The sequence below is a fragment of the Fibrobacter sp. genome, from assembly GCA_024398965.1.
Classification (GTDB): domain Bacteria; phylum Fibrobacterota; class Fibrobacteria; order Fibrobacterales; family Fibrobacteraceae; genus Fibrobacter.
The window spans coordinates 1-12226 of record JAKSIF010000060.1 but is presented as its reverse complement, the minus strand read 5'-3'; the positions used below and the strand labels follow the sequence as shown (position 1 = coordinate 12226).

The 12226-nt window shown below is 50.3% G+C and carries 7 protein-coding genes; 3 read left to right on the top strand and 4 right to left on the bottom strand.

Translation table 11 applies throughout. From position 1 onward, the window contains the following. Positions 1 to 246 precede the first annotated feature (246 nt). Entirely contained in the window at positions 247 to 1158 is a 912-nt protein-coding gene (locus MJZ26_13355) for an Rpn family recombination-promoting nuclease/putative transposase (GenBank protein MCQ2106764.1), read from the bottom strand. 255 nt (positions 1159 to 1413) lie between these two features. Between MJZ26_13355 and MJZ26_13350 the strand changes: the two genes are divergently transcribed. After that, positions 1414 to 2925 (top strand): hypothetical protein, encoded by a 1512-nt coding sequence (locus tag MJZ26_13350; GenBank protein MCQ2106763.1) that lies wholly within the window; start codon positions 1414 to 1416, stop codon positions 2923 to 2925. Positions 2926 to 3217: 292 nt separating this feature from the next. Here MJZ26_13350 and MJZ26_13345 read toward each other — a convergent pair whose 3' ends face one another. Both MJZ26_13345 and MJZ26_13340 read right to left on the bottom strand, forming a co-directional pair. Continuing rightward, positions 3218 to 4072: a hypothetical protein gene (locus MJZ26_13345; GenBank protein ID MCQ2106762.1), complete on the bottom strand. Its 855-nt coding sequence runs from the start codon at positions 4070 to 4072 to the stop codon at positions 3218 to 3220. A gap of 351 nt (positions 4073 to 4423) precedes the next feature. Next, positions 4424 to 6550: a T9SS type A sorting domain-containing protein gene (locus tag MJZ26_13340; GenBank protein ID MCQ2106761.1), complete on the bottom strand. Its 2127-nt coding sequence runs from the start codon at positions 6548 to 6550 to the stop codon at positions 4424 to 4426. Between the two features lie 253 nt (positions 6551 to 6803). Between MJZ26_13340 and MJZ26_13335 the strand changes: the two genes are divergently transcribed. Further along, the gene (locus MJZ26_13335) at positions 6804 to 9011 is read left to right on the top strand and encodes a family 43 glycosylhydrolase (GenBank protein ID MCQ2106760.1); all 2208 of its coding nucleotides are present in this window, start codon (positions 6804 to 6806) and stop codon (positions 9009 to 9011) included. An 86-nt stretch (positions 9012 to 9097) separates the two neighbouring features. Beyond that, positions 9098 to 10888, top strand: a complete 1791-nt coding sequence (locus MJZ26_13330; protein ID MCQ2106759.1) for a family 43 glycosylhydrolase — start codon at positions 9098 to 9100, stop codon at positions 10886 to 10888. A 149-nt stretch (positions 10889 to 11037) separates the two neighbouring features. Here the strand turns inward: MJZ26_13330 and MJZ26_13325 are convergent, their stop codons facing one another. Then, entirely contained in the window at positions 11038 to 12033 is a 996-nt protein-coding gene (locus MJZ26_13325; protein MCQ2106758.1) for a bile acid:sodium symporter family protein, read from the bottom strand. Between the last annotated feature and the right edge of the window lie 193 nt (positions 12034 to 12226).

The following is a 12226-nucleotide window of genomic DNA, read 5'->3' as shown; positions in this document are numbered from 1 at the left end:
TAAACTAAGGCAACGACGTCAAGCAGAGAGTTTTACTTGCCCCACGAATGGGGATTACTCACTCGGCTGACAATATACACAAAAGCGTTGCCGAAGACAAGTCACTTGTAAGTCGTCATTACGTAACAACGCGTTAGGGCGTATAGCCGCGAAACGGGTCGTGGATTTTGTAAAACCGATTCATATAACAAAAAAGCTACCCCGATCATTCAGGGTAGCCTAAATTTTATAGTGACAGAGAACTACTTAGCCATTTTTAGCAGCAAGCGCCGCCTCAAGTTCCTTGATGCGGGCAATCAAAGATGCATTTTCTGCATCCTTGTCTGCGAGTTTTGCATCCTTGTCAGCAATCAACGCATCCCTATCGGCGACCTTCCGCTCAAGGGCTTCGCGCTGTTCACGTGCGTCATCTTCAATTGTCTTATAGGGCGGTCTGACGAAATCCATCTTGAAAACCTCCTTAAAGTTTTTCGATATCCAACGTCTTAAATATACATCAATGGATACCATCAAGTCAAGGTCCTTTTCCGGATCAAGTCGTTCAAGAGTCTTCTTTAAGATATCCCTGTGAGGCTCCAAATCGCGCACATATTTCAAAGCGACAATGAAAGCACCTAGGCGCGGGCTGAACTTTTCAAGGCAAACTTCGTCTGCGACGCCTTCCACATCCACGAAGACGCACTTAAATGGCAGCACTATGTCGCGCAACACCTTCGGATAACGGTCATATTTATCCAGAGGATTCCATTTTTCAGTACCGTTATAGAGGATAATGGCGATGGAAGGAATACCCTTGCCGGCGTTATCCTTCAATTTTTCTACCATCAGGTGATAATGATATTTGCGGAGCTGCTCCAGAACGTCATTATCCTTTTGGGACTTATGTTCCAACAGGAAACCTACGCACACTTGCACGGGTTTTTCACCCGAAAGGTACTCCGATTTCACCTTGGCTCGGAACGCAAGATCCGCATACCCTGTATTCGCCGTGTCACTGAAGTCTCCCGGAATACGCTCCAAGGTTTTCATATCCAGAAGATTGATGATTGCCTGCAGATCCACATTCTGGGACGCAAGATAATCCATAAATTCCAGGAACGTGTCCACATCGGAAAGGACGTCCCTGCAGAAAGAATCGTGATGAAGGAATTCATTCATTTTAGTCTTTATTCGAGTTCACCGCACACCTGTGCCGCGGAATAAGTAGAATACCCTATTCATTATTATACACGCTTTTTTGCTGAATCTTGCACCTCCTATTTTTGTAAAATTTTCTTACGCACCTTGCCAGCTTTTTAATTTGTACCTACATTACTGCCTGACGTACTTCTCTTTTCTAAGGAGAGGTACGTTTTGTTTTATAACACGCTCAATAAAGAATCTCATGAAACGTCATCCAGTACGATTGTTCCCTTGAATATCGCTTTGACGTATCCCGTAAAATGGAAAACGTTTTCTATCGCCAGAGATTTTCTGCAAAATTTTTATGATGCAGTAGGTTACGACAAATGGCATTCCGGTTTTTCACTCTCGTATAAAGAGGGGGTTGTGAAGCTAGAGGCTGCTGGCATAAATTTCAATTATGAATGGCTTGTGCATATAGGAGCATCCACGAAAAGGGACGGCCAGGAAACCCATGCAGGCTATTTTGGCGAAGGCTTTAAAATTGCGGCACTTTGCGCATATCGTGATAAAAAGTGGACTGTGAGAATGCGCTCAGGCGATTGGAGTTTGAAAGTTATTGACATTGACCACCAAATTGATGGCAAACACATGGAAATGCTTGCCTATGACGTTGTTGAAGACAAATCTGACACAACATGCCTGGAATTAGAAGGCGTGAGCGCCAGTGATTATGAATTATTTCAGGAGGTTGTGAATTCCTTTTATTATCCAGAAAATCCCTTGCTAGGAGAACTTATATGGGAAGGGAAAAAAGGCGCTGTATATTACAGTGCCAAAGAATCGTATTCCGATTCGCTGCCTTTTACATTTGGTTTTGGACCCAGAGGTCCTGTTTTTTGCAGTTATCAATTGAGGGGATCCATTCCGTTCGATTTGGTTGTATGCCTGCATTCGTACGAGGAACGCGACCACGAACGAGAAACGATTTACCATAGTGAAATCATTCGTGTTATTGGCCACGTTGTTGACAACATTTCTGCAAGTGGCGCAATGAAAATGCTTGTACAGATGAAGAAGGTGTGGCGGCAATACCCTGCGAAAAACTATGATTCGAAGAGTTGGTATCCGATAGTCAATGGGCTTGTAAGGCGAATTAGCGAAGATAAAAGTGTACGAGATTTATTCGTGAAAGAATTCCCTAATTTACTCTGCATTAGCCCAATCTTTACCCAGTACGGCAGGAATCGCAGGTTGCAGGCGGAAAGCTGGCTTAAAAAACAGAGTACCAAATACATTCTTGGGCAGAACACATTCGCCTTGATGGGTTACAAGTCCTTGGAAGAGGCTTGCGAAGAAAATGGCGGAATGCTAATGGACGCGGAACTTTTGCCGCATGAACAAAGGGCCTTCGATCTTTTAGAAGAAGTTGTCCAAGACATATATGGAGATTTTTTTGACAGTACAGCTAAATACGATCAAAGAATCATAGGTAACGATTCGCCAGGTGTTACAGGAATGGCGAGCCTGGTGAAAAATTATTCAAAAAAATTCAATAACCAGGGAATCTCCTTTAAGTTCCGCACAAAGGCAATTTATTTGAAACGCAGGTGCTTTGACTCTCTAAAATTTCACGAGGCCCTTGGAACTTTTGTTCATGAAAAATGCCATGTTTTTGGCGGGGATGCCTCCGTGTCATTTAGCCTCGCCTTAACACTTGCCATGGAATACCTTATTGTCAAAAGGAGCGAATTAGATAGCTATGAAACGCGTTGGAAAGAAATCTTTGAAATTTTGGAATAAGTCGTCCAGTTCTACGTTTTCTGAAGGTTTCAATGACGGCCGTGCGAGAGGACGCATGGAAAGCGCTTTGCAAATCTGTCACCGAATGGGAAATTACAAAGATGAGTTAAACACTGCCGTTTGGGAATTATGCGGTTTACCCAAAACAGATTACGATGCTTTAGTGGACTGGTTTGCTTTGAGAAAACATGCTCGTGAACCGGAGTGTCTGTCGAAGGGATGACACTGGACGATATTGCCCATGGAATGCGCTGACATTTGCAAAAAAAGGACCCGCAGGGGTCCTTTCGTTTTATTTCTGCATTTCAGCTAGCTTCGCCTTGAGTTCGGCAATCTCGCGTTCTTGCTTCTCGATGGTTTCGTCCTTTGCGGCGATAATCTTCTGGTTTCGCTCATGCTCTTTTTCAGCAGCGGCGGCGGCTGCAAGCTGGATTTCCTGTTCCCATGTCATATAGCGCTCCTGTGTTATGCCATCCGTTCGGTACCATTCGACCTTGGAATGAATTTCCTCTGTCTCCGCAGAATCAGCTGCGTTGGTTGCGAAATATTTCAGATACGGCTTAAGAGGATGTGTATCGGAAAGTTTTTCGTACATACTAAAGATAAAAAAATTCTTGAATGTGCGGTCATCAAGAGAGATGTTTTTATTTTCAGTAGCGTAGTTCTGAAAACTGTAAATAGGCAGTCCCTTTTTAAATATGTCATTAGGACAGATGAATAGCACGTACTGATCCTTGAGAGTGCTATACAGAATTCCTTTATGTAGTTCATAAGTGTCACGAACTGACTGGTAGTACCTCGCACGTTTAGGCAACTCCTGAGTATCCACAATCTGCATTTCCAAGTCAAATGATCTAGTTGTCTCGCCCTTCTCGTTGATTTCCTGAGTAAAAACGTCGTAGCGAACACTTTTCGCGAAGACGTTCACCTGATCCGTCTTTTCCTGCTCGGGGTCCTTCAGGTCATAGATTTTGATGCCGAGAGCCGCCTCGATGAAAGGCTTGGCAATTTCCTTGTGGCTCATCACCAGCGGGAACATGAACCTGTCGGTGATATAGATTTTCGAGAAGTCTATAATCTTCTCCTTTTTGTCGACACCAGTTGCGTTGTCAACGCATTCCGCGAGTTTCGTCTTGTTTTTTTCCATTTGAATCCTGAATAATCCGGCGACGCGGCCGGCTCGCAGGTAGAACAGTCCCTACCTACTTATATACACGCAGCAAACGTCTCATTTGCACAGGAATTCTTTGTAAAAAATACTTTCCCCCTCTCGCGGGGAGTTCCTGGATCCTATCGCAGCTTCGCTGCTCCAGGATGACGTTGGAAGAAAGACGCTGCTCCAGAGCCCGCCCTGAGCCTGCCGAAGGGATGACGTGTGGGTTTAAACAAAAACTCCAGCCTCGTGTGAGGCCGGAGCTTTTAATGGCGAGATTTTAAGCCGCGGTTTCTGGTTGTTACTTCGCGCTATTTCGAGCTGTTACTTCGCGGTTTCAGGTTGTTACTTCGCGCGGAGAGTGCGCTGGAACAGTACCGTACCGCGGGTGTTGCGGATCTGCACGATGTAGGCGCCGCGGGAGATGTTCGCCACCGGAATCACGGTCTGGCCGCCGTTGAACTGTACGTTGGCCACAGGGACACCTTGCATGTCGTAGACGGCCACACGCAACTGCTGGCGGGGAGCGGCCACGTGAAGGTCGCCGCCTGCGAAGGAGACGGAGTAGCCTACGGAATTCCTGACGGAAGCGATGGCGGTGCCGGTTGTATCGCCAGACGTTGCGCTTGTATCCGCGGGAGTAGCAGAACTATCCGCGGGAGCCCCGGTAGTGTCGGGCGGAGTCACGGTGGTATCAGCCGGAACGTCTACGGTATCTGTCGGCGGTTCCACAGGTTCTACATACGGATGTTCCGGGTCGTCAACAATCAGCTTGATGTCTACCGTGCTGACGCAGCCAACCGCGTTGGTGTACGTTCCCTTATAGATGCCGCTGTAGGTTCCGTCCATGTTCTTGAAACGGATTTCACGGCCAGCCTGGTGGAAGTCCTTGGGGCCGTCCCATACCCAGCGGCCGCCATCGTAAGGATGCGGGCCGATTACGATGGAGTCGCCCTTGCTTGCGGCCACTTCGGTAGTCTCGTTCCAGCCGCCGTTATGAACCTTGACGTAGGGGATAATGTCGGAGGGAGCGCACACGCCGCTGTCTTCGGCATCGGCGATTACCAGGGTCGTGATGGTGTTTGCGGGAGTCGTCAGAGACACGGTCTTGTTCTTGACTGTCAAATCGGAAATCTGCTTGAGGCTGCCGGGCAGTTCAAAGCGACGTACCTTAACAACAGAGCCGGTGGATGTAAATCCCTTGAGGTCGAAGTTGTAATCTACGGCAGAAGAACCGCTGTTACGTACAACGATCACCAGGGCGCCATCGGGCCGGAGGGCAGCCACAGTGTTGCCGTTATCGCTATCGATAATGCGGGAACCCGGGCGGATAAAGCGGCTGAAGGCCGCGTGCATATAGAAGCGGGGGCCGTAGCTATAAGACTGCTTGGAATGATCCAGCGCAAAGGTACGCCAGTTGGTAGCGGGGTCGCCCAGCTGCCAGTCAACCCAGGCGCTAGCCTTCATGTCGCGAAGGTCGCCGATAATGACGTTTGCCATCCAGAGGGTAATATCCTCGGTGCTGTTGCCCTTGTGAAGGGGGCCGGTTTCGGACTGCCAAATTCTCTTGTCGGCGGCGAACACGGAATTGTACAGCTCGGCACGGGAACCGTAACCGGTATAGCTGTGGGTGTTCACCTGAAACATGTAGGAGCGGGCCTCGGCGCTGTAACCCTTCCACTGCTTGACTGCGTCTGCAATGCTGGATTCGTCGGCGGCGCTTACGGAGGTCTCCGGGAAAAGCCCCTTCTTCTTTAGGGCCTTGCCCAGTTCGATAATCATGGCGGACTGGTTATTCTTAAAGCCGCAACCTTCCTGGTCCTTGCCACTTGCCCACCAGCCTGCGCTGGGTTCATTGAAGGGTTCCACGGTACGGAAGGTAATGCCCCACTCGTCCTTGAAATGCTTGGCCACTTCGGAAAGGTAATCCGCAAAGTCGTCGTAGCAATCGGCCTTGAGGTTGTCGGCACCGTCCTTGCCACCGGCAACGCAACCGCTGTTGGTCATCCACCAAGGAGGAGAGTTGCTGAAGGCTTCGAAAATGGAACCCTTGACCATCTTGCTCAATGCGATTGCCACGCCACGCTGGGCCGGGTCTGCGGTCCAGTCGAAATTTCCCTTTTCGGTAGGCTTGTAACCGGGCACGGCTGCAGCGCCATCGCCCTTTGTCAGGTGGTTATGGCCGGGCTGGTCGCCACCGCCGATATTGTAACGGAAAACATTGTAGCCAAGGCCGTTCACGGTATCCGTGATGTCTTTCAGGAGCTTGTCTCGATTGGTCTGACTCCAGGCACCAACCTTTTCGGCCCACCAACAGAGGCTGGAACCCCAGCCTTCAAAAACCTGGTATTTTTTTGCAGGGTCCACAACCACAGTGGTTGCTGCCTGGGCATTCACAGAAAAGGCCGTCAGCGCAGCTGCGCCCAACAGGACCTTCTTACTCCAAGATATTCCTTTAAGAAATCCCGGCATGTCTTCTCCTTTTTACGCAAAGGCCCAAACATACCCCGCGCAAAACTTAAGTTAAATATATTCCTTTGTCCTAGGCTTGTCAAAACTCAGGTTTTCTGACCCCCTAAATATACCCTTTTTTTGGCCAAATGTAGACTTTTTATTTGTAAAAAATGTAAATGTTTATTGTTTTGTAGACTTAGTTTTAAAGAAAGTGTTGACTTTTTATTCATTTTAGTGTAGATTTAGGTTATCCTAGAAAAAGGAGAGTGTTATGGGATTTGGATTAAACAAGAAATTGGGTGGACACAGTGGGGTTTTGGCCGCTGTATCCCTGGCCATGTTGGCAAATGGAGTGTTTGCAGCCGACTGGTACGCCAAGGATAATCGTCAGGGCGGTCACGACCCTACTATGTTCCGTGATGAAAACGGTTACATTCTGATGTCCACCAACAACAATTTGGCCATGTCTACATCCGAAGACATGGTCAAGTGGGCAAGCAAGGGCCGCGCCCTTAGCGACAAGCCTAATTGGGACAGCTGGTTGCACCAGGCCGTAGGTGGCAAGCATGACGGCATCTGGGCTCCGGATTTGTTCAGAATGGGCAACAAGTACGGCATTTTCTATTGCGGTTCCGTGTTTGGCCAGAGAACTTCTGCAATCGGCTTGGCCACAAACTCCAAATTGGATTTCAGCAACCCTTCTGCAGGATGGGCTGACCAGGGTGAAATTGTACGTACCACCAATAGCAACAATTACAATGCTATCGATGCAGACGTGGTTCAGACTGCCAATGGCGAATACTGGATGACTTACGGTTCCTGGAACGCAGGCGGCATTCGTCTCGTGAAGCTTGACCCCAATACAGGCAAGCAGGCTTCTGACGACAAGACCAATTACCAGATTGCTTCCCGTGGTGGCAAGGGTATCGAAGGCCCCAGCCTTATTGAACATGATGGCAAGTACTTCCTGTTTACCGCTTGGGACGTTTGCTGCAAGCAGGGCAACGAAATCGAGCAGACCACTTACAAGACAGCCATGGGCCGCGCCGACAAGGTGAACGGCACCTACTACGACCGTAGCGGCAAGAAGTTGAACGACGGCGGCGGCACCATCTTGATGCAGCGTTACAGCCGTTACGTTGGTCCCGGCGGTGGCGAAGCCTTCAAGGATTTGAACCGCATTCGCTTTGTTCATCATTACTACGACCTGACTGGCGACAAGTTCAACCATATTCACATTCGTGACGTTGTGTTTACCGATGACAACTGGCCGGAAATGGGTCAGCCCTTCCTGGGCCGTTACCTGAGCGCCGAAGCTGAACATGGCGCCATGACTCGTGCAGTTTCTGGTGACATCACTTTCAACTACACAAACGACGCTTCCAACGGCGAGTACGTTGGCTACATCAACACCAAGGGTAGTAAGATTCGCCTGCCCATGAACATCATGCAGGCCGGCGACTACATCATGCGTTACCGTTATGCCAACGGCGGCGATGCAGATGCCACCCATAAGGTGACTGTCAATGGCAAGTCCCAGACCGTAAAGCTTCCGAAGACTGGTGCGTGGGGCAACTTCCCGGAAAATTCCGTGGCCATGATTCCCGCAACCCTCAAGCGTGGCGGTAACTTCATTGAAGTGGAACCGGATCAGAATTTTGCAGAACTGGACCGTATCGACTTCCTCCGCGTGATTCGCGATACTATCCCGGCTAACGGTTTTGATAACGGTATCAAGGTTCGCCTGACCGATAAGGATCAGTTCGCCATCAAGGCTGGCGGTTACGCCATCTTCGAAAACGTGGTGACCGACTCCATCAAGAGTACCGATGTGAAGATTCAGCTCCAGCAATGCAGCGGCGGTACCTTGAGTATCCGCGACGGTTCCAAGAGCGGTACCGAACTTTCCAAGTGCACCATTCCTTCTACTTGCGGCACCGGCACCTGGACCGAAGTTTCCTGTTCTGCAACCGCAAAGCTTAAGGGTGTAAAGGACTTCTACCTGGCTGCTACCGGCAACAGCGGCGAAGTCCTGGTGGGCAACATCAAGTTCGGTAATGGCGCTCCCGCTCCCGCAGCATCTAGCTCCAGTGTTGTTCCGGCAGAATCCAGCAGCTCCGTGGTCAATCCGCCCGCCTCCTCTGGCAGCGAACAGCCGGCTTCTAGCAGCAGTGAAGAAGTGACAAGTTCCTCTTCCGAAGGTTCCACAGAACTCTCCAGCAGCGATACCGCAACAGAATCCAGTTCCTCCACAGATACTGAGGGTCTCGCAAAGGTCGCTGGCGTAAAGCTTGGCTACTCTGTCGCACGCAACGGCAACGGCTACACAGTAAGTTTCGACAAGGTCGGCAACTACAACCTGTTCGTCATGAACTCCATGGGTCAGGTTATCAAGCGCCAGGCTGTAAGCATGCAGTCCGAAGTGCAGGTCGAAAACCTTCCTCAAGGCAACTTCATCTTCAGAGTGGTAAAGCGCTAATGAACTTTAAAGGGTTGGAATAACATTTGCAAGGCTGGGGTTTGGGGTTGGAGCCGCCCCAGTCTTGCCACATTTTTAGGGAATGTATGAATTTGGGTAAAAAAATCAAAGGAATCAAGGTTTGCGCCGCCGCTCTTCTAGGGCTTGGCGCAGCCGCCATGGCCATGGCAGCAAACCCGCTGACTACGGCATTCTATTCTGCCGACGCAGCGGCACTTGTCCATAACGACAGCTTGTTTATTTTTGCGGGCCACGACGAACAGGGTCCTCAGGGCGGAAACGCATTCTTCCTGATGAACGACTGGCATGTCCTCGTAACCGACGACATGCAGAACTACCACGACTACGGCGCTGTTCTCTCTTGGCGCACGTTCTCCTGGGCTTCGGGAAACGCCTTCGCCGGTCATTGCGAATACCGTAACGGAAAGTACTACTGGTACGTTGCCGTGCATCACAGGACCATTGTTCGCGACGAAGGTTTCGCCATCGGCGTTGCCGTGGCGGACCATCCGTCTGGCCCCTGGAAAGACGCCATCGGTCACGCTCTCATTACCGACGACACACCCAATGACGTTGCCTTGAACATCGACCCCGCCATTTTCTACGATGGCAACGACATCTGGATGTATTGGGGTTCCTGGAACGCAGGCCGTCGTGTAAAACTGAAGGAAAACATGATCGAACTTGCGGGCACTCCCGAGGACGTCAAGATCAGAGACTTCTTCGAAGCTCCCTGGGTCCACAAGTACCGCGGCAACTATTACTTCAGTTACGCTTCCGGCTATCCTTCCACCATCAACTACTCCATGGCCAAGAGCATGAACGGTCCCTGGACACAGATGGGAACCATCAACGACAAGATGGAAAATTCCGAGACCAACCATCAGGCCATCTTCCGCTACCTGGGCCACTGGTACTTTATGTATCACGGCGCTACAGCTCCCGGCGGCTGGACTTACCGTAGGTCTGTGAACATCGACTACTTGTATTACGACCAGGACGCAAAAATCCAGAAGATCAAGCGCACCACTGCCGGCGTAGACAAGGTGAATAACGCCATCGTGCAGAACGGTGAATTCCGCCTGACTGCAAGCCACAGCAACTTAAGCTTTGCAGATGCAAACGGAATCGTGGTACAGCAGACCTCAAACGAAAACGATCGCAACCAGTACTGGAAAGTAACCCACAACGACAAGAACCGCCGTCATTATTCCTTGCAGAACGTTGGCACCGGCAATTACTACTGCCCCTCTGCCACCTTGCTGGATACGGTTAAGACTTCCAAGACTCCCTGCGAGATTCGAATTGAAAACGCTTCCGAGGCCAAGGGATACTTCCTTTACGGCGATTACGAAAGCGACTTCGTGGGCGATGTGCTGAACGTTTCCAAGGAAGTGGGCATGCCTGTGATTACCTGGGTTCGCACCGGCGCAGACAACCAGAAAATCAAGATGGTAAAGGCCAAGGCTCCGGAGCTTTCCAGCAGCTCTGTTGCTCCCGAGGTTTCCAGCTCCAGCGAAAAGCCTGCATCATCTTCCAGCGTAGAACCGACTTCCTCTGAAACTGCTCAGCCTGAAAGTTCCTCCGAGAGCGAAGCTGCAGAAAGTTCTTCTTCTGCGGAAGGCGAATCTGAAGTAAGCTCCAGCAGCACGGATGCAATCGCACAGACTGCAGGCGGTTTGAACGGCGCGGATTTTAGATACGATGCCGCCACACGAACCGTCCATCTGGGAAAATCCGCCAAGTGGGCTGTTCTTGACTTGAACGGAACCGTGATCAAGAAGGGAACCGGAAATCAGATCCAGATGAATAATTTCCGCCCTGGCGTACTTCTGGTACGTAGCGAAAACAAGATGATGAAGATCATCAACAAGTAAGATCTTTCCTCAAAACACCAAACAAGTCCCGTGGCAAAACTGCCGCGGGATTTGTTTTTTATTTACAAGTTCTGCGAATGTGTGTCGCGGATTCTCTCATACAAGAAAGTCCCGCGAAATTCATCGCAGGACTCTCTTTTTTAGAATTTTTACTTGTTTTTCTTCTTGTCCAACTTGGCGAAGATGCCGGCAAGAATGGTTCCGCTTATGGAATGATAGGCACAGCTGATGGCGCAGGGAACCACGCACAGGGCGGCATTGGGATTGGCAGCAATGTTCTCGGGATTGGCGAAAAATCCTGCAGCGAGGACGGTAGCCATTCCCGCATTTTGCACGCCAACTTCAATAGCGACGGTACGCTTCTTGGCGGTATTGAACTTAAGAATGCGACCTACACTGTAACCCAGCACATAGCCCAACGCATTATGGCAGAACACCACCGCAAGCACCAGCAGTAAAAGGGTTATACCGTTTGCCAGCAAGTGAGGGCGAACCGTCACGATGACGCCACCCACAATAAGCGCAAGTCCAATGACACTGACGCTTGGCATGTTGGCCTGCAGTTCCTTGAATCCGTCGCGATGTCCAAAAAAGTGATTGCAGAGAAAACCGATCATCACGGGGCCGATGGTCACATAGAGAATGTTCAGGAACATGCCCACTGCATTCACGTTGATGCTGGTGTCCGCAAGCCACAAGACCAGCAGCGGCGTCATGATGGGAGCGAGCAAGGTGCTAACAGTCGTCATCCCCACGGAGAACGCCACATCACCCTTCGCCAGGTAGCTCATCACATTGCTGGAGACGCCGCCGGGGCAGCAGCCCACCAGAATGATACCTACAGCGAGATACGGATCCAGTCCGAAAACTTTCGTAAGGCACAGGGCAACCAGCGGCATGATGGTGTACTGAGCCAAGGCGCCAGCGCAAATGTCCAGCGGGCGCTTCGCCAGGTTCCTGAAATCCTCAATGCGAAGGGTCAAGCCCATGGACAGCATGATAATGCCGAGAATGACAGAGGAAACGTTTCCGTGAACCCAGGCAAATGTAACAGGGGCAAAGAAGGCAACCACCGCGCAGGCGATTACAAAAAGGGATGTATAGGTGGAAAGAAAACGGGTCACCGCCCTAATAACTTTAAGCATGACCCAAATATAGAAAGGTTCCGTCTTACTTGCTAGCCACAAATTTCTGGAACCGGATTAGCATTTTCAGCATCCGTTCATCCAGGCGGTTGATGGTCTCCTGCTGGATTTCAGCAGGAATGCCGTAAACAGCTTCGGCCATGGCGCAGGCGATACAGCAGAGGGTATCGCTGTCGCCGCCCAACGAAACAGC

Excerpts from the sequence above, each read along its gene's own strand:
- MJZ26_13355 (MCQ2106764.1), bottom strand. The coding sequence starts at position 1,158 with ATGAATGAATTCCTTCATCACGATTCTTTCTGCAGGGACGTCCTTTCC.
- MJZ26_13345 (MCQ2106762.1), bottom strand. The coding sequence starts at position 4,072 with ATGGAAAAAAACAAGACGAAACTCGCGGAATGCGTTGACAACGCAACT.
- MJZ26_13340 (MCQ2106761.1), bottom strand. The coding sequence starts at position 6,550 with ATGCCGGGATTTCTTAAAGGAATATCTTGGAGTAAGAAGGTCCTGTTG.
- MJZ26_13335 (MCQ2106760.1), top strand. The coding sequence starts at position 6,804 with ATGGGATTTGGATTAAACAAGAAATTGGGTGGACACAGTGGGGTTTTG.
- MJZ26_13330 (MCQ2106759.1), top strand. The coding sequence starts at position 9,098 with ATGAATTTGGGTAAAAAAATCAAAGGAATCAAGGTTTGCGCCGCCGCT.
- MJZ26_13325 (MCQ2106758.1), bottom strand. The coding sequence starts at position 12,033 with ATGCTTAAAGTTATTAGGGCGGTGACCCGTTTTCTTTCCACCTATACA.